The sequence below is a fragment of the Enterobacter sp. Sphag1F genome, from assembly GCF_014193275.1.
GTDB lineage: Bacteria > Pseudomonadota > Gammaproteobacteria > Enterobacterales > Enterobacteriaceae > Pantoea > Pantoea symbiotica.
Map to the genome: position 1 here is coordinate 128,441 of NZ_JACHZD010000008.1, position 17,332 is coordinate 145,772.

Annotated in this window: 17 protein-coding genes; 7 read left to right on the forward strand and 10 right to left on the reverse strand. The window is 52.6% G+C overall.

All coding sequences use genetic code 11. The features are described from left to right. Window positions 1-105: 105 nt before the first annotated feature. Window positions 106-1,356, forward strand: a complete 1,251-nt coding sequence (locus FHW71_RS21620) for an NAD(P)/FAD-dependent oxidoreductase (protein WP_179453017.1) — start codon at window positions 106-108, stop codon at window positions 1,354-1,356. A 58-nt stretch (window positions 1,357-1,414) separates the two neighbouring features. Beyond that, complete coding sequence (locus FHW71_RS24100) at window positions 1,415-1,714, forward strand: hypothetical protein (RefSeq protein ID WP_286176394.1); 300 nt, start codon at window positions 1,415-1,417, stop codon at window positions 1,712-1,714. Between the two features lie 42 nt (window positions 1,715-1,756). Here the strand turns inward: FHW71_RS24100 and mqo are convergent, their stop codons facing one another. Then, entirely contained in the window at window positions 1,757-3,403 is a 1,647-nt protein-coding gene (mqo, locus tag FHW71_RS21630) for a malate dehydrogenase (quinone) (RefSeq protein WP_008106821.1), read from the reverse strand. Window positions 3,404-3,764: 361 nt separating this feature from the next. Between mqo and leuC the strand changes: the two genes are divergently transcribed. The 4 genes from leuC to FHW71_RS21650 are packed head-to-tail and all read left to right on the forward strand — an operon-like array spanning window position 3,765 to window position 7,728. Beyond that, window positions 3,765-5,186 (forward strand): 3-isopropylmalate dehydratase large subunit, encoded by a 1,422-nt coding sequence (gene leuC, locus FHW71_RS21635; protein ID WP_179453018.1) that lies wholly within the window; start codon window positions 3,765-3,767, stop codon window positions 5,184-5,186. A 1-nt stretch (window position 5,187) separates the two neighbouring features. Next, window positions 5,188-5,823, forward strand: coding sequence for a 3-isopropylmalate dehydratase small subunit (gene leuD, locus FHW71_RS21640; RefSeq protein WP_179453019.1), 636 nt, complete (start codon window positions 5,188-5,190; stop codon window positions 5,821-5,823). Further along, complete coding sequence (locus tag FHW71_RS21645) at window positions 5,820-6,734, forward strand: alpha/beta hydrolase (protein WP_179453020.1); 915 nt, start codon at window positions 5,820-5,822, stop codon at window positions 6,732-6,734. Before leuD ends, FHW71_RS21645 begins: the two co-directional genes overlap by 4 nt. 31 nt (window positions 6,735-6,765) lie before the next feature. Further along, window positions 6,766-7,728: a LysR family transcriptional regulator gene (locus FHW71_RS21650; RefSeq protein ID WP_179453021.1), complete on the forward strand. Its 963-nt coding sequence runs from the start codon at window positions 6,766-6,768 to the stop codon at window positions 7,726-7,728. A 24-nt stretch (window positions 7,729-7,752) separates the two neighbouring features. On the opposite strand, the gene FHW71_RS21655 is transcribed toward FHW71_RS21650, so the two are convergent. From FHW71_RS21655 to FHW71_RS21675, 5 genes are all read right to left on the reverse strand, one after another. Continuing rightward, on the reverse strand, window positions 7,753-8,058 hold the full coding sequence (locus tag FHW71_RS21655; RefSeq protein ID WP_154157056.1) for a DUF1471 domain-containing protein: 306 nt from the start codon (window positions 8,056-8,058) through the stop codon (window positions 7,753-7,755). Between the two features lie 315 nt (window positions 8,059-8,373). Next, complete coding sequence (gene kup, locus FHW71_RS21660; RefSeq protein WP_008106811.1) at window positions 8,374-10,242, reverse strand: low affinity potassium transporter Kup; 1,869 nt, start codon at window positions 10,240-10,242, stop codon at window positions 8,374-8,376. A gap of 297 nt (window positions 10,243-10,539) precedes the next feature. Then, on the reverse strand, window positions 10,540-11,340 hold the full coding sequence (locus FHW71_RS21665) for a MetQ/NlpA family lipoprotein (RefSeq protein WP_179453022.1): 801 nt from the start codon (window positions 11,338-11,340) through the stop codon (window positions 10,540-10,542). Window positions 11,341-11,431: 91 nt separating this feature from the next. Continuing rightward, on the reverse strand, window positions 11,432-12,226 hold the full coding sequence (locus FHW71_RS21670) for an MBL fold metallo-hydrolase (RefSeq protein WP_179453023.1): 795 nt from the start codon (window positions 12,224-12,226) through the stop codon (window positions 11,432-11,434). A 190-nt stretch (window positions 12,227-12,416) separates the two neighbouring features. After that, window positions 12,417-12,746 carry a gamma-glutamylcyclotransferase family protein gene (locus tag FHW71_RS21675; RefSeq protein WP_179453024.1) on the reverse strand — a complete coding sequence of 110 codons (330 nt, stop codon included), beginning with the start codon at window positions 12,744-12,746 and terminating at the stop codon, window positions 12,417-12,419. 242 nt (window positions 12,747-12,988) lie between these two features. Here FHW71_RS21675 and FHW71_RS21680 point away from each other — a divergent pair, with 242 nt between their 5' ends. Continuing rightward, window positions 12,989-13,900 carry an MBL fold metallo-hydrolase gene (locus FHW71_RS21680; protein WP_286176395.1) on the forward strand — a complete coding sequence of 304 codons (912 nt, stop codon included), beginning with the start codon at window positions 12,989-12,991 and terminating at the stop codon, window positions 13,898-13,900. Window positions 13,901-13,928: 28 nt separating this feature from the next. Here the strand turns inward: FHW71_RS21680 and FHW71_RS21685 are convergent, their stop codons facing one another. The 4 genes from FHW71_RS21685 to FHW71_RS21700 all read right to left on the reverse strand — a co-directional run bounded on the left by FHW71_RS21685 (window position 13,929) and on the right by FHW71_RS21700 (window position 17,311). After that, window positions 13,929-14,474, reverse strand: a complete 546-nt coding sequence (locus tag FHW71_RS21685) for an RNA polymerase sigma factor (RefSeq protein WP_179453026.1) — start codon at window positions 14,472-14,474, stop codon at window positions 13,929-13,931. A 5-nt stretch (window positions 14,475-14,479) separates the two neighbouring features. Next, entirely contained in the window at window positions 14,480-14,923 is a 444-nt protein-coding gene (locus tag FHW71_RS21690; RefSeq protein WP_061719254.1) for a hypothetical protein, read from the reverse strand. A gap of 140 nt (window positions 14,924-15,063) precedes the next feature. Then, complete coding sequence (locus FHW71_RS21695) at window positions 15,064-15,774, reverse strand: SDR family oxidoreductase (RefSeq protein WP_179453027.1); 711 nt, start codon at window positions 15,772-15,774, stop codon at window positions 15,064-15,066. A gap of 166 nt (window positions 15,775-15,940) precedes the next feature. Then, on the reverse strand, window positions 15,941-17,311 hold the full coding sequence (locus FHW71_RS21700) for an amidohydrolase (RefSeq protein ID WP_179453028.1): 1,371 nt from the start codon (window positions 17,309-17,311) through the stop codon (window positions 15,941-15,943). Window positions 17,312-17,332 lie beyond the last annotated feature (21 nt).

Consider the following 17,332-nt stretch of genomic DNA (forward strand, 5'->3'; position numbering starts at 1 on the left):
GCTTATTTAATGGCGCAGCATTTATTAACCTGAATATCATTCATACGGCACCTGATTACTCTTTTCCATGAAAAGATCGGGGTCGATCATCTTTAGGGATCTCACATGTCAGTAGAAAAAATTAATACCGTGGTGGTCGGAGCGGGTCAGGCAGGTATTGCGATGAGTGAACATCTGTCATTAATGGGCGTGCCACATGTGGTATTCGAGCGTAGCCGTATTGCTGAGCGTTGGCGTTCAGAGCGTTGGGATTCATTGGTTGCTAATGGCCCAGCCTGGCACGATCGTTTTCCTTCAATGAAATTCGATAATATTTCCCAGGAAGCGTTTCCACCAAAAGAGCGCATGGCGCAATATTTCGAAGACTACGTAAAAATGCTCGATGCGCCGGTGCGTACTGGCGTGGAAGTGTATTCGGTTGAGCGTCTGCCGGAACGTAGCGGTTTTAAAGTACTGACCTCGGCCGGTGAATTTGAAGCTAACAATGTGGTGGCGGCAACCGGTCCCTTCCAGAAACCCGCTTTTCCGCAGATCGTGCCAGAAAGCGCTGCACTGCATCAAATCCACTCATCGGCGTATAAAAATCCGCAGCAGCTGCCGCAAGGCGGCGTGTTGGTGGTGGGTGCAGGCGCTTCAGGCTCACAAATTGCGGAAGAGCTGCGTAAATCTGGCCGTGAAGTGACACTCTCCATCGGCGAACATTACCGTCCACCACGTTCGTATCGCGACCGCGATTATTGCTGGTGGTTGGGCGCGCTGGGCTTGTGGGATGAAGTCAAAATCAAGCCGAAGAAACAGCACGTTGCTTTTGCTGTGAGTGGTTATGAAGGGGGAAAAACGGTCGATTTTCGCCGACTGGCGCACATGGGCATTACGCTGGTTGGTATCACCAAAAGCTGGGATAACGGCGTGCTGAGTTTTGCCGATGGCTTAGTGGAGAATATTGCCGAGGGCGACAAAGCCTATTTCGACGTACTGCGCGATGCTGATGCTTATATTGAACGTAATGGCCTGGATTTACCGCCCGAACCGCAAGCATGGGAATTACTGCCGGATCCAGAATGTTTAATTAATCCATTATCAGAATTGGATCTGCAGGCCGCGGGTATTACCAGTATTATCTGGGCCACCGGTTTTAAATTTGATTTCAGCTGGCTGAAAGTGGATGCCTTTGACGCTAATGGTGTACCGTTCCATAAGCGCGGTATTTCAGCGGAGCGTGGTATTTACTTCCTTGGCTTACCTAATCTGGTGAATCGTGCTTCATCGTTTATTTACGGCGTATGGCACGATGCCAAATATATTGCCGATCATGTGGCATTACAAAACGCCTACACCGATTATAAAAAGTCGTAAAAATCCGTAGGGTCGCCATTAATGGCGACCTCTTCCAAATATTATTGGAATATCCTCTATGGTCATCACCTGCATCGAAGAATTACGCCAATTAGCCCGTAAACGCGTACCAAAAATGTTTTATGACTACGTTGATGCAGGTTCATGGACGGAAAGCAGCTATCGTGCCAAAGCCGCCAACTGCAGCGCTTTGGTGGCAAAACGAATGTGGGGTCGATTGACGCAGATATTCTTCGTTTGTGAGTCGGTCGCCATAAATGGCGACCCTACAAAAACGCGCCAATCCTTTGTAGGGGCGCCATTTATGGTGACCGAAAGACGCTTTACTGACGATTATTGCCCCTACAAAAGACAATAAAAAAGCCGGACATTGTCCGGCTTGGTTCACTTCTGACGAGGATTACAGCGCCATATCCTGCTTGCCTGATTCCGCACGCGGCTTAGCCTGCGTCGGTGCAACAGCTTGATCACCCATGTTGATAACCGGCGGCTTGGTCAACAGCAGCGTCGCTGCGGTGTTGTCCCAAACTTGCTGGGTCAGCGCGGTGTTGCCGTTCAGCTTCTGGCCGAAGCTTGGCACGATAGCGCGGATTTTCTGCTGCCACTCTGGCGAAGCGAACTGCTCTGGGAACAGCTTCTTCATCACGTCGAGTGTGATTGGCGCAGCAGTAGAAGCACCCGGAGATGCGCCCAGCAGGGCAGCCAGGGTTTTCTGCTGATCGGTCACGATTTCGGTACCCAGTTTCAGCAAGCCACCTTTTTCCGCATCTTTCTTGATGATCTGTACGCGTTGACCAGCCTGAATCAGTTTCCAGTCTTCTTTACGCGCGTTCGGATAGTACTCTTTCAGCGCAGCAAAGCGGTCGTCATCATTCAGCATCACCTGACCAATCAGGTATTTCACCAGATCGAAGTTGTCGATGCCCACATGCGTCATCGGCATGATGTTGCTGGTGGTGGTCGCGCTCAGCAGGTCAAACAGCGAACCATTTTTCAGGTACTTGGTAGAGAAGGTGGCGAACGGTCCAAACAGCACCACTTTCTTACCGTCAAGAGTACGTGAATCGATGTGCGGAACCGACATCGGTGGTGCACCCACAGAAGCCTGACCGTACACTTTTTCCAGGTGACGGTTAGCGATTTCTGGGTTCTCGGTCATCAGGAACGAACCGCCGACCGGGAAGCCGCCGTAGTTGTCTGCTTCCGGAATACCGGTTTTCTGCAGCAGCTTAATCGCGCCGCCGCCCGCACCGATAAACACGTATTTCGCATCAACCGAACGCTTATCGCCGCTCTTCACATCTTTGATAGTGACGTGCCAGGAATTGTCGCCGTTACGTTTGAAATCAGTGACTTCAGATGAGGTTTCCAGCTTGAAGTTCTGATCTTTTTTCAGGCTACCGATCAGCTGACGGGTAATTTCACCGTAGTTAACATCGGTGCCGACCGGTGTCCAGGTTGCCGCGACCTTCTGGTTCGGGTCACGACCTTCCATCACCAGCGGTGCCCATTGCTGGATCTGCTGATGATCGGTGGAGAACTTCATGCCCTGGAACAGGGTGGTTTTCTGCAGCGCATCGTAACGCTTGGTCAGGTACTCGACGTTTTTGTCGCCCCAAACGAAGCTCATGTGCGGCGTAGAGTTAATGAAGGAGTGCGGATCGTGCAACACACCGCGCTGCACTTGCGACGTCCAGAACTGACGAGAAATCATGAAGGATTCGTTGATTTCCAGCGCTTTGCTAACGTCGATTGAACCGTCTGCACGCTCAGGCGTGTAGTTCAGCTCCATGTTAGCAGAGTGACCAGTACCGGCGTTGTTCCAGCCGTTAGACGATTCCAGCGCGACGCCGTCCAGCTTCTCAACCATCAGCTGTTTCCAGCCCGGTTGCAGCTCTTGCAGCCAGGTGCCGAGCGAGGCGCTCATGATGCCGCCGCCAATCAGCAGAACGTCAGTTTTTTCTGGTGCGTCATCAGCGCGTACCGCTGAAGAGACAAGCAGCGCTGCCAGCGATAGGGCAGACACGATCTTTTTGGTGTGAGTCATTCCAGTCCTACTTATTATGCAATGCAGGTGAACGTTAAAAATTCGGTTTGCACATTAAGAGATTGTTACGAAATGATTAACTTGTTTTTAGTTAATAAAGTATTGGTGTTAATTAATTAACTTACAAAAAAGAAAATAGCGTGAAATATAAGCAGAAGGGGGAATTAATCGGGGATAAACCGCTTAAGCAGCGCGGTTATTCTTTATATCGGGAGACGCGACTTAGGTCAAATGAAACTCACGTATCCTTCGCTGCACATTCCATAAAACATCACTTCACGAAGCGTGTTCATTGCCCGCACACAAACTGTATTACCCTAACGTCTCTAATGACTTGTTTTACTTTCGCGTGGGCAACGACATGGCTAACAAAACACTGTATGAAAAACTGATCGACCAGCATGTGGTTCGTAAGTTAGACGATGAAGGGCATGTGCTGCTCTACATCGATCGCTCGATTCTGAATGAATACACCAGCCCGCAGGCGTTTAGCGGCCTGCGCGATCACCAGCGTCCGGTGCGCAATCCGGGCACCATTCTGCTGAATGTCGATCACGTCAACCCGACGCGACCCGAGCGCGATGAGGCGATGACCGACGCGGGCGGGCAGCTACAAGTCGATTACTTCCGCCAAAATGCCGCGCATTTCGGCATCGAACTGTTTGATGTGCTGGATCCGCGCCAGGGCATTGAACACGTGGTGGCGCACGAGCAAGGTTTGGTAATGCCCGGCATGGTAATTGCGGCAGGTGACAGTCATACCACCACTTATGGCGCGTTTGGCGCGCTCGGTTTTGGTATCGGCACCTCGGAAATTGAACATCTGCTGGCGACACAAACCCTGATTTATCGCACGCTGAAAACCATGCTGGTGACGGTGAGCGGCGAACTGCCGTTTGGTTGCTCGGCGAAGGACATCATCATGGCGCTGATCGAACAGATTGGCGCATCGGGCGCGACCGGGTTTGCCATTGAGTTTGCAGGCGTTGCCATCGAAGCGCTGAGCATGGAAGGGCGCATGACACTGTGCAACATGGCGGTGGAAGCCGGTGCGCGCGGTGCGATTATCGCGCCGGATGAAAAAGTATTTGCTTATATCGCGGGTAAACCGCAAATGCCGACCGGCGAGCTATGGCAGCAGGCTGTTGCCGAGTGGCGCGATTTGTGTAGCGATGCGGACGCGTGCTTTGACAGCCGCATCGCCATCGATTGCAGCGATCTCGCACCGAAAGTGACCTGGGGAATCAGCCCGGATCAGGCCAGCGCCATCACCGGCCGGGTGCCCGATCCGGCGCAGGAAAAAGATGCGGTAAAACAGCTGACGCTGCGCACCGCGCTGAAATATATGGGACTTGAGCCCGGCACGCCGTTAGCGGAAATCGCCATCACGCATGCATTTATTGGTTCCTGCACCAACGGCCGCATTGAGGATCTGCGCGCCGCCGCCGCGATTATCGACGGACACAAAATCGCGCCGCACGTACGCGGCATTATCGTGCCGGGATCGACGCAGGTGCGTCAGCAAGCAGAAGCGGAAGGTTTAGCTGCGATTTTCGTTAATGCCGGTTTCGAATGGCGTCAATCGGGCTGCTCGATGTGCCTGGCGATGAACGAAGATGTGTTAGCGCCCGGCGATCGCTGTGCGTCTGGCACCAACCGCAACTTCCCTGGCCGCCAGGGTGCAGGTGCGCGCACGCACTTAATGAGCCCGGCGATGGTCGCCGCCGCCGCGATTGCCGGTCATCTGGTTGATGTCCGTAAATTCATGACTGCAGAGGTTTAATATGGAAGCATTTAACAACATTACTGGCACGCTCGCGCCATTACCGGCTGCCAATATTGATACTGATGTGATCATGCCCAAGCAGTTTCTCAAAGGCATCGATCGCCAGGATTTGGATCGCGGCGTGTTCTTCGACCTGCGCTTTCTGCCTGACGGCAGCCCGAATCCCGATTTCATTCTGAATCAGCCCGGCTGGGAAAACGCTGCTTTCTTACTGGTCGGCGCCAATTTCGGCTGTGGTTCCAGCCGCGAGCATGCGGTTTGGGGACTCAATCAGCTCGGCATCCGCGCCATAATCGGCACCAGCTTTGCCGGCATCTTCGACGATAACTGCCAGCGTAATGGTGTGTTGACGCTGACGTTAAGCGAAGAGGATTATCAGCGCCTGTGTGCAGTGGCGAACGATGCCGCAAACAACCGCATTACCGTGTCGCTGGAACAACAGGCGATCCTCTTCAATAATCAACGCATTGCCTTTTCGGTCAGTGCCTTGAAGCGCGAGATGTTATTGGGCGGCGGCAGCGCGGTGGACTGGACGTTGCAGTACGAATCCGATATCACCCAGTTTGAAGCACAGCATTTTGCCCAGCGTCCGTGGCTGAAACGCGGCCCAATAGTACAGGATGCCCAAGCATGAGTGAGATAACGCCACGCGGCGATTCACCCTTTATCGACGGCTTTACGCTGAGTGATGTGCGATTGGCGAACGGCGTGACGTTGCGCGTCGCCATCGGCGGAGAAGGCCCGCCGTTACTGATGTTGCACGGACATCCACAAAATCATCTGGCGTGGCGCAAGATTGCGCCGCAGCTGGCGCAGAAATATCGCGTGATCCTGCCGGATCTGCGCGGTTACGGCGACAGCGACAAGCCGGTAAGTGATGAGACGCATCGTGCTTATTCGAAACGCGTGATGGCAGACGATATTAGCCTGCTGATCGACGCATTAGGCCTGGAGCGCGTGGCGTTTGTCGGTCACGATCGCGGCGCACGCGTGGGCCATCGGCTGGCGCTCGATCATCCGGAAAAACTCTCCTGCTGCGTGTTTGTCGATATTGCGCCAACCGCCACCATGTATGCGTTAACCAATAAAGAATTTGCGACGCGTTATTTCTGGTGGTTCTTCCTGATTCAACCTTATCCCTTGCCGGAAACCATGATCGGCCACGATCCGGCGTTATTCCTGCGCAAACACATTGATGGGCAATTAAAAACGCCGGGCGCCACCGAAGAGGTAATATTCTACGATTACCTGCGCTGTTATCAAAAGAAAGAGATGATTCACGCGGTGTGCGAGGATTATCGTGCCGCAGCGACAATTGATTTAGACGATGATGCGCAGGACAGCGATAAACGCATAGAAGCGCCGCTGCTGCTGTTATGGGGAGAAAAGGGCACGGTCGGCCAGTTATATAACGTGGTGGAAACCTGGCAGGATAAAGCGCGCCATATTCAAGGCCACGCATTACCTTGCGGTCATTCACCGCATGAGGAAGTGCCCGAACTGTTTTTAAGCCAGCTTCAGCCCTTCCTGGATTCTGTGTTATAACCGGCTAAATTTCTCTAACGCTGTGATGGTTATGAAGATACTGCTTGCCGGGAAAAGTTATCAGAAGCCGCTTGAGGGCTGGCCGTCGGTTGAAGATCTGTATGTATTTATCAGCGTGGCGCGCTACGAAGGTTTTGGCCGCGCCGCCATTGAACTCGGCCAGTCGCCATCCTATATCAGCAAGCGTATTGCCATCCTTGAAAAGCAGCTGGAAACCCGGCTGTTTTTCCGCACCAACCGTGTGATGCGCCTGACGCCAGAAGGTGAAAAGGCGCTGGAAGGCGCGCTGCAAGTGGTTCACGAGATGGATTCCTTTCTCAATAACTTCCAGCAGTGGCGCGGCGAATTGACCGGCGATCTTACCGTGGCCTGTTCATTTGGTTTTGGTCAGGATTATTTGTCCGATGCGATTGCAGAATTTATGACGCGCCATCCGTCACTGAATATCAAACTGATGCTCAGCGATCGCGATATTGATTTATTGCAATCAGGAACCGATGTGGATATTCGCGTTGGCGATGATGTTAACCATTCTTACATTGCCCGAAAATTAGCCGCCAATCGGCGTATTCTTTGCGCCTCCGCAGATTATTTAGCCCGATCGTGCCCACTCAATACGCTGGATGATTTAATCGATCACAGCTGTCTTATTATTAATGAAAATAACAACACTTTTGGACACTGGACGTTAACCGATGGCGAAAATAAAATCGTTTGTCGTCTGAATAGCCATTACTCATCGAATAGTGGGAAAGTGATTTTGAACTGGGCCTTAAAATCACACGGCATTGCGTTGCGATCGGCCTGGGATGTCGCACCTTATTTAAGTGAAAACCAATTGGTGCACGTTTTACCGCAGTGGTATCAGGAAGCGAATGTTTGGGCGGTTTACACGCAACGCGCTTCTGAATCGCCGCGCATTAAAGTGTTTATTGATTTTCTCGCTGAATATTTTGCAGAAAAAAGCCTGCCGATGATGAAGGGCAGGCTGTAAATTCAAGCAGAACGAAGGTAGACATTAGCCATAAGCCACTTTGCTATTAATGTGATACAACGTTGCTGTGGCGGCCATGATATGTTGACCATCGTGCGCTGGTTCGTGGGATTCCACTTCGGTGATGTGATAACCCACCGCACCGGCGGCAACGGCTTTCTGCACAAAGGCGTCATTCAGCTCTTCCATTGAGGTCGCCCAGCTCACCGAAGTAAATCCTACCGGATGAATTGATGAAAGTTCGCGATGGGTTAAATCAGCGCGAATTAAAACCGGTTTAACGGATTGCGGTGTGAAAATAGATATTACGTCATTAATTAATTGTTTCATGGCGATACTCCTCGCAAATAGTAGCTGAACCAATGGCCGCAGCTACGAATCTTTCAATTGTTGATAATGCGCTTAAACCCTAAATGTTCACGACAGGTGATCATTGCCGGTGAAGTTAATAAACACCTTTTCAGGTTAAGCGTTTTAGCTTTAATTGCTAATTAGATGTTAAGAAAGATTCAGCCACAACTCATTCAAACTTACGCGACTATTTTTGCATCTGGTTACATTTGGCGGAAAAAATAAGGTCGCCATGAATGGCGACCCTACGGTTATTTCGCGGGATTTTGTAGGGTCGCCATTCATGGCGACCGACTAAAACTCGCGCTGCCCGCCCAGCTCGATGACCCGATTCGGCGGGATATTAAATTGCTCATGCGCGCGCTGTGCGTTGCGCTGGCAGAAATGGAAAATACCGCCTTTAACCCGCATCAAACCTTTTCTCTTCTTCATCACCAGCGTGTCGTGCGAGGTGAAGAACGAGGCTTCATTGACGGTACAACCAAATCCTTCCAGCCCGCACAAATGCAGGATCTCCGCCATCGAAGGCGTTTCTCGCCAGCCGTAAGCGGCGGTTACTTGCCAGAACGACGGCGACAACTGAGTGATGCTGAGGCGCTTCTGGTTGTAGACGCGCGGGATATCGGTGGTGCGGATATGCAGCAGCACCACACGTTTATGCAGCACGCGGTTGTGCTTGAGGTTGTGCAGCAGCGCCTGCGGAATCTCATGCTCTTTACGTGAGAGGAAGATGGCAGTGCCAGCTACGCGACTCGGTGGATTGGTTTCCAGCGAACGAATCAATGCCAGCAGGCTTTCGGGATCGTTATTCAATTTGCGAATCAGGCGATTACGCTCGCTGCTCCAAATCAGCATCAATCCCATCATACTCAGCGCCAGCAGCACCGGCACCCAACCGCCAGATAGCAGCTTCATCAGGTTGGCGCTGAACAGCGGCACATCAATGCTTAACATACACAGCAGGAAAACCAGCGCCACCGGCAGCGGCCACTTCCAGTTACGCAGTGCCACCACACCCGCCAGACAAGCGGTAATCACCATGGTGCCGGTCACCACAATGCCGTACGCGGAAGAGAGTGCAGAAGATTGACGGAACGCCAGCACAATCACCGTTACTGCGACAAACAGCAGCCAGTTCACCACCGGAATATAGATCTGACCGGATTCGGTATGCGAAGTGAAAATGACGCGCATCGGCGGCAGGAATCCCTGACGAATCGCCTGATGCGTCAGCGTATACACGCCGCTAATCACCGACTGCGCCGCAATCACCGTCGCCAGCGTTGACAGCACAATCAGCGGAATCTGTCCCCAGCCCGGCGCGAGATTAAAGAATGGATTATTGATGGCCTGCGCATCGGCAATTACCAGCGCGCCCTGACCAAAGTAGTTGAGCACTAGCGCGGGCATTGCGATCACCAGCCAGGCCATGCGAATCGGCGCTTTGCCCAGATGTCCCATATCGGCGTACAGCGCTTCCGCACCGGTCACCGCCAGCACCACCATGCCAAGCGCGGCAAACGACAACGCTTTATGGCTAAGCAGGAACGTCAACGCATAGGAAGGATTGAGTGCATACAGCACCTCAGGATTGAGCAGGATGCCGCGAATACCCAGCAGAGCAATCGATACAAACCAGACAAACATCACCGGGCCGAACACTTTACTGACCTTTTCGGTGCCGTGTTTTTGAATGATGAACAGCAGCGTGAGGATCGCTACCGCCAGCGGCACTACATATTTATCCAGCTCAGGCGACACCACTTCGATACCTTCAATTGCCGAAAGCACCGAAATGGCCGGAGTGATTACGCCATCGCCGTAAAAGAACGCGCCACCAATTAAGCCCGCTAACACAATGATATGCGACGCTTTCGGTCCGACATGCTGGCGTGCCAGTGACATTAACGTCAACACGCCGCCTTCGCCGTCATGATCGGCGCGCATCACGAAGCAGACATATTTCAGCGTCACGATCAGTGTCAGAGCCCAGAAAATCAGCGACAAAAATCCCATCACTGCCGTGGTGGAGATCGCGCCGTTAGGCAAAATGGAGAGACACTCTTTGAGGGTATACAGCGGACTGGTGCCGATATCCCCAAACACGATCCCTGCGGCCGCCAGCATGCCAGCAGGCAAGGACTGTTTTTCACTCTGACTCATAGATTTCCTGTTGTTTATCAGGGTTGAGGCTAATGAGGGCGAACATACCTGTTTGCGACCGATGCGAACAGTGGCAGGCGAATTTACGTACAGCATTTTTACGCCAATGACCGATATTTTTACACCATTTTTATATGGCGCTTATTTTATGAACTGAGCTTAGCTGATTAACGCGGGAAGCAGTGGAAGGATAGATGAAGTTATGCTTTTCACGGTCGCCATGAATGGCGACCCTACGGTGGTTTGCCGGTGTGCATTGATGCGCACCGGCTTACATAGGCTTAATTAAACCGTAAATTACCAGCCTTTAATAATATCGCCTTTGTAGATCTCATTAGCCTTATCCAGCACTTCCTGCGACTGGAAAGCCTGTTTCAGCTTCTGCACGTTGGCGCTGTCTTTATTATCTTCTCGCGCCACAATCGCATTCACGTAAGGCGAGGCTTTGCCTTCCATAAACATGCCGTCACGCGAAGCGGAGAGATTAACCAGCGCGGCGAAGTTGTTGTTGATGATCGAAATATACACTTGCGGATCGTCCAGCGTACGCGCCAGCTGCGGCGTATCGACTTCAACAATTTTCAGCTTCTTCGGATTGTCGGTGATATCCAGCGAGGTTGGCAGCAGACCCGCTTCCGGTTTCACTTTGATTAAACCTTGCGCCTGCAATAGCAGCAGACTGCGGCCGAGCGTGGTGGCTTCGTTGGAGATGGTCACGGTCGCGCCATCCGGCAACTCTTTCAGCGATTTAATCTTGCGCGAGTAACCCGCAATCGGGAACACGAAGGTGTTGGTGACCACTGCAAAGTGGTAGCCGCGCTCTTTGGATTGCATCTCCAGATAAGGCAGGCTCTGGAAGGCGTTGGCATCGACATCTTTGTTGAACAGCGCTTCATTCGGCTGCACGTAATCATTAAAGGCCACCACATCGACATCCAACTGATATTTGTCATGCGCAACTTGCTTCACGGTATCCCACAGCGCCTGATCAGGTCCGGTGTTAATGGCCACTTTGATTTGATTTTCATCGTTTTTATTACAACCACTCAGCAGCGCCACGGAAGCAGCCAACAGAGTCGTTAGTATAATTTTCTTCATTGCGCAGATCCCCTCTTAACGTAGGGAACGAAATATAATGGATGTTTAGACGTCTGTACATCCATCTGCGGCGTGTTTGCTTACTATTCGTTCAGGCGTTCAAGCAGGCAATATATTTCTCGCCCGACTGCATCACGACCTGCTGCGCATCAGCGAGGATTTCCCGCTGTTCAAATGCGCCATAAAGCCGCGCAAATTTCAGCGCCGCCAGACGATGTGTAATATCACTCACCGTAGTGGCTGATAACGGCAGCATATTCGGATAGCTCCACATAAATGACACCGCATTAGCGCCCGGCGTGACTTGCACAATATCGCCGCTCAGCAACACGCCACCATCCTGCGCCCAATGCAATACACATCCGCCGGCAAAATGTCCGCCGAGACGAATCAGCTTCACATTCGGCACAATTTCCAGCTCATCATGTTGCCAAAGCCTAATATGCAGGCTTTCGCGCATAATCCATTCACTATCGTCGGCGTGCAGATAAATTGGCGCATCGAATGCCGCCGCCCAATCTTGCATGGTGCTGTAGTAGTGCGGATGCGAAATAGCGATGGCGTGAACACCGCCGAGCGCGGTGACAATCGCTTTAGTGGCTTCATCGAAATTAGCGATGCAATCCCACAGAATATTGCCGTGCGGCGTTTGCAGCAGAAACGCGCGTTGATTAATGGCGAAGTTGGGTACGGTTTGCAGGCTAAATAAGTTGGCAGCATGCTGCTGCCATTTATTGCAGTGCGTGGATTGCAGGCTATTCAGTGAAATCCATTTTTGCCCGCTGGCCGGCACAAATTGCCGCTCGTCTTCACATATTTTGCAGTGTTCGATTTTTCTCTGCTGCTCATCGTACGATGTGCCGCATGCCGTGCAGATTTTAATCATCATGAATTCCTCTCGTCTATTTGAGATTCATTCTAGAAGGCGAAATCAGGACGTGCGCAGATCACCATCGATTGTATTAAGGGCGTTGCACCGCATTTGGGTGTAAGAGGAAAGTGGGAATTCCGTAGGGTCGCCATTTATGGTGACCAGGTGCGCATGAATGCGCACCCTACGAAATCGGGCTGTGAAGTTAAAGTTGCGGCTGCAACTGATAAATCCACGCCGTGACCAGCTCGCCATTGCTGGTAGTGACATCAACTTCCACCCGATCGTAGCCATCTTCAAACTCATCGAGCATCGGCCAATGGGGTTCAAGCATGTCAGACATAAACAGATAACCCGGTACGCGCGGGCCGTTGTCCTGCAATACAATGCCGGGGAAATCCGCCGCTGCGCCCCAGCCGCGTGCATAGAAGGTGCCGCGAACCGATCCCGCCAGCCATTCACCGCCGATGTTTTCCAGAATATGTGCATTTGAATGGCCGGGCTGCAGCGTACCGTAGACAAATAGACGTTTCATTTTCCCTCATAAAATCAAGCAAAAGGGTGACTTTACCTATCGGCGATGACGATGTCATCAATCGCCCAATATGCGATGTGCGATGCCTTAAAAGTGGCTATTCTGAAGGACCCGCGATGAGAGGTAAAAGATCAATGTTGAATAGTTCAAGCATTTCTCGCTGCAATATAAAAAGCTACCCGCAATCCGCTCAGTTCGATGGCAAAAGGTTTAACAATAAGATCCCACGCCAGCAGTTAGGATTGACTGAATTCGCCAAACTATTCTGGGATTTTGCCTTTAATAAACCGAAAAACACCGCTCCTGAAGCTGCGCTGCCGTTAATACAACTCGACGCGCAGCAGCTTGCAGCGGCGGCGGATAACAGCGTATTTCGCCTAGGTCACTCTTCATTGCTGTTTAAAATGCAGGGGAAATATTGGCTGACCGATCCGGTATTTACCCAGCGCGCGTCGCCGTTTAAGTGGTTTGGTCCCAAACGCTTTCAGCCCGCGCCAATAGCGTTAGAAGATTTGCCGCCCATCGAAGGGATCATTCTTTCGCATGATCATTACGATCATCTGGATTATCACACCATTTTGCAGCTCAAAGATCGTGTGCGCTATTTCCTCACACCGCTTGGTGTGGGCGATTTGCTGATGTCGTGGGGCGTTGCGCAGGAAAAAATTACTCAGCTGGATTGGTGGGAATCAGAGAATATCGGCGGTATTCATTTTGTTGCGACGCCATCGCAGCACTTTTCTGGCCGTGGGATCTTCGACAGCAATAAACGGTTGTGGTGCTCGTGGAGCATTATCAGCGATGAATTCCGCCTGTTCTTTGGCGGGGATTCCGGTTATTTCGATGGTTTCAAACAGATCGGCAATAAATTTGGCCCATTCGACATGGCCTTTTTGGAAAACGGCGCGTATGACCGCCGCTGGGCCGATATTCATATGTTGCCGCAAGACACCATCAAAGCCTTTATCGATCTCAACGCGAAATGGTTGTTCCCGATTCACAATGCCGCTTTCGATTTAGCATTCCATCAATGGAACGATCCGCTTAATCAAATCGTGGCGCTGGCGCAGGAACAGCAAATTAACGTGTCGATGCCGCAAATCGGGCAGGGCGTGCAATTTTTGCAGCCGCAGCAAGAGAAACCGTGGTGGTAAAAAGAGGCCCGATTGCCAGGCAATCGGGCTATCCGGTTATTTCGTCATACAGGTTGCGCAGTCGCGTGCGCAGAAATAAAACCGCTTTGTGCTTGCGCGATAATAACGTCTGCACGCTGCTGCCGCTCTCTTCAGCCAGTTCGTTATAGCTGTAGCCGAGCAGTTCGGTTTTCTCGAACACCTCACGCTGCGCGTCCGGTAATTCGGCTAACGCTGCCTCCAGTTCTTCCCACAGCAGCGTTTTGAGATATTCATCCTCCGGCGTTTGTGGCACGCCAAATAAGGTTTCAGCCAGCTCATCTTCCGGAAAATCATTCTCTTCACTGCCGCCGAAAAAATCGGCCAGCGGCAGCTCACGCTTTTTCCGTGCCCGATCGGTCATTTCATTGCGTGCCGCCCGGAACAGCCAGGCGGCGACATTCTCCACCGGCTGCTCCACCTGCATCAGCTTATATGTGACTTCCTGCAAGATGTCGTCGGCATCTTCACGCACTGCGGTTCGTCCGCGAATAAATGCATTTAGCTTGGTGCGACAGGCGGTGATCGCCGACATCAGCAGTGAATTCTGCGCCATCGCGCTTACTCGGCGTCGCTGGATTTAGGCGGGTTATTCTCCGGCTGTGGGCGCGCTTCGCCTCGCTCATCACGACGACCATGCCAGTCGCAACGATCGTGGTGGCCGCGATGACCAAAGCGATTGCGGCGATGCTGCATAAACTCTTCGCGCTGTTCTGGCGTCATCTGCATCCAGCGTTCGTGCATGCGGCGACGCGCCATACCAAACATCCCCGGACGGAATCCCAAACCGCCAAACAAGATGCGGCACAATGCCAGCAAACCCAGCGCCTGCCAGAAGCCGATGCTTTTAACGCCGATAATGCCGGGCAGCAACGCATTCCACAGCGACATCACCAGTAAGCCCAGAGCGGCGATGATGACCGCACCCATCAGCAGCGGCTTCGCCAGGCGATGGCCGCCAAAATGATCACGATGACCGTGTCTGTGCATATCAAAATCTCTCATTGTTTTATTCCTCATTAGATTAACGGATAACTGCTGGTGATGAGGTAGACGAATGAGCGGTGAGAATATTGCTAAAAAATTTAAAAAAAGAAAAAGGCTGCCGGATGGCAGCCTCGAATTGCAGACTATTTGTCGTAGAATCAGCGCTTTGCTTTATCCCTTCGAGGCCTAATCACAATATCTGCAATTTGCGTATCTTCCGGACTATCCACGATAAAGCGTACGGCGCGCGCCACTGAAGCCGCGTCGAGATATTCCAGCGGATTGATCGGCGCATGGTTGCCCGCGCGGGCACGCGAGGCTTGGTTCATCGGCGTATCGGTTGGGCCTGGCGCGACTGTCGCGACCCGCACGCCATGTTCGCTCTCTTCGCTACGCAGCGCATGCGCCAGCGCGGTGAGAGCAAATTTCGAGGCGGAGTAAATAACGTGTCCTGCTAACGCCAGCGTTCCCGAACCGGAGTTGATAAACACCACTTTGCCCTGCGAAGCGCGCAGGGCTGGCAAGGTTAAACGCGTGAGTTCAGCAGGCGCGATGACGTTAATATTCAGGTGCTGTTGCCACAGTTCTGGCGTGGCGGAGAAGGTGGTGCTGAGTATCGAGATCGCTGCCGAATGCACCAGCACGTCAATCCGATCTAGCGTGGCGGTGAACGCGGCCACAGCGGCAAAATCCGTGATATCCAGCGCCAGCGGAATGACGTTGGTGACCTGTTCTAAAGCCTGCAATGTTTGCTGATTGCGACCGATGGCGTAAACCTGATGATCGGCCGCCAGTAACTTCACGGTTTCCAGACCAATACCGCTGTTGCCGCCGGTGACAATCGCCACCGGTAATGCTGATGCTGTCATAAGTTCCTCTCCTGTTGATGATTTCAAGCTAAGGAAAAGGACTGCCGCAGGCAAATGCATAAATTGACTATGTTTACCTGGTGCGCATGAATGCGCACCCTACGAAAACCTTGTTCAATTGTAGGGTCGCCATTCATGGCGACCATCATCGGTATTTGCGTGGCGTCTACATCTTCGCCAATCCACCAAACGTCTGTTTACCGTTATAGAACGTCGCCATCACCGGCGCGATGTGCGCAACGGCTTCCGCAGAACAGCTGGCGTTAACCAGCATCATGGTGGCGTGATCCTGCGCTTTCGGCCATTGCTGCTCGCCGTGGCTATTCAGCGGCAACACTTCGTTAGTGGCGATACCTAACGCGCGGCTGAGCGAAAACTCATCCGGCCCACGATAGAGCTGCGAATAGACGTTGGCTTTTTCCAGCATGCTGCCGCTGCCAAACGGCTGCCAGTGATCGGCGATGGTGTCGGTGCCCGACCACACTGGCACGCCAGCGGCGCGCAGCTGTGGCAGCGGCATGATCACCCGGCCAATCGGCACGGTAGTAGCGATGCTGAACTGCTGCTCTTTCAGTTCCTCAATCATCGCCGCCAACTCGTTACCCTGTAACGTGCCCAGCGCGAAAGCGTGACTGATGGTCACTTTGCCTTTCAGCTGCGGATTATCGCGCACTGTTTTCAGCATGTAGCGAATCGCCGCCACGCCGTGCGGTTCGGTTTCGTGCAGATGAATATCGATGGGAGCGGCGAAATCGAGCGCGATGCTAAACATGGTATCCAGCGACTTCTCCATCGCGCCGTCTACGTTGGTTGGATCCAGTCCGCCAACATAGTTCGCGCCCATCTTCATCGCTTCGCGCATCATGCCTTCGACGTTTGAGCGTAGTAATCCGTGCTGCGGGAAGGCGACAATTTCCGCATGAAAATCGTCGCGATGGTTAGCAATCGCCTGCTGCAGATGCTCCAGACCTTGTAACTTGCTGACCGGATCGATGTTGCAATGGCTGCGTGCGGAACTGCTGCCTTTGGATTGCAGCAGGCCAATCAGTTTCTCGGCACGGATTTCAGAAGTCGGCACCAGTTCGGGTAGGATCTGCTCTTCCTGGTGAATCATATCGATCACGCTATGACGCGGCAGCGGGGCACGCCAGCCTTCGCCGTAGAAGGTTTTATCGAGATGGATGTGCATATCGCGCGTGGCGGGCAGCAGCAGATAACCGGCGGCGTCCCATGAGGGCAGATTAAGGCTAACGCCCGCTGGATGCACTGCGGCAATATTGCCGGCATTCACCTCGACATCATACAAACCGGTGCGCGTGGCGGTAATCACATCCTGTTTGCGGATAAAAGCTTCTTCCAGCCGCACATTGCGCAGCAGATAGTGTGTGGCATCAACGCGGCTGGCATTGGCGGGTTGGCAGGTTGCCGCCGCCTCAACGCTGCGACTCATGCCCGCGCTGAGTAAGGTGCCTGCGGCGGTGAGTTTCATGCCAGCAGAAAGAAAATCCCGGCGATTGCCGGGTGATAAGAGGCTCATTAGTCATTCTCCTTGTAGGGG

Coding starts and splice junctions, on each gene's coding strand:
- FHW71_RS21620 (WP_179453017.1), top strand. CDS start 106: ATGTCAGTAGAAAAAATTAATACCGTGGTGGTCGGAGCGGGTCAGGCA.
- FHW71_RS24100 (WP_286176394.1), top strand. CDS start 1,415: ATGGTCATCACCTGCATCGAAGAATTACGCCAATTAGCCCGTAAACGC.
- mqo (WP_008106821.1), bottom strand. CDS start 3,403: ATGACTCACACCAAAAAGATCGTGTCTGCCCTATCGCTGGCAGCGCTG.
- leuC (WP_179453018.1), top strand. CDS start 3,765: ATGGCTAACAAAACACTGTATGAAAAACTGATCGACCAGCATGTGGTT.
- leuD (WP_179453019.1), top strand. CDS start 5,188: ATGGAAGCATTTAACAACATTACTGGCACGCTCGCGCCATTACCGGCT.
- FHW71_RS21645 (WP_179453020.1), top strand. CDS start 5,820: ATGAGTGAGATAACGCCACGCGGCGATTCACCCTTTATCGACGGCTTT.
- FHW71_RS21650 (WP_179453021.1), top strand. CDS start 6,766: ATGAAGATACTGCTTGCCGGGAAAAGTTATCAGAAGCCGCTTGAGGGC.
- FHW71_RS21655 (WP_154157056.1), bottom strand. CDS start 8,058: ATGAAACAATTAATTAATGACGTAATATCTATTTTCACACCGCAATCC.
- kup (WP_008106811.1), bottom strand. CDS start 10,242: ATGAGTCAGAGTGAAAAACAGTCCTTGCCTGCTGGCATGCTGGCGGCC.
- FHW71_RS21665 (WP_179453022.1), bottom strand. CDS start 11,340: ATGAAGAAAATTATACTAACGACTCTGTTGGCTGCTTCCGTGGCGCTG.
- FHW71_RS21670 (WP_179453023.1), bottom strand. CDS start 12,226: ATGATTAAAATCTGCACGGCATGCGGCACATCGTACGATGAGCAGCAG.
- FHW71_RS21675 (WP_179453024.1), bottom strand. CDS start 12,746: ATGAAACGTCTATTTGTCTACGGTACGCTGCAGCCCGGCCATTCAAAT.
- FHW71_RS21685 (WP_179453026.1), bottom strand. CDS start 14,474: ATGGCGCAGAATTCACTGCTGATGTCGGCGATCACCGCCTGTCGCACC.
- FHW71_RS21690 (WP_061719254.1), bottom strand. CDS start 14,923: ATGAGAGATTTTGATATGCACAGACACGGTCATCGTGATCATTTTGGC.
- FHW71_RS21695 (WP_179453027.1), bottom strand. CDS start 15,774: ATGACAGCATCAGCATTACCGGTGGCGATTGTCACCGGCGGCAACAGC.
- FHW71_RS21700 (WP_179453028.1), bottom strand. CDS start 17,311: ATGAGCCTCTTATCACCCGGCAATCGCCGGGATTTTCTTTCTGCTGGC.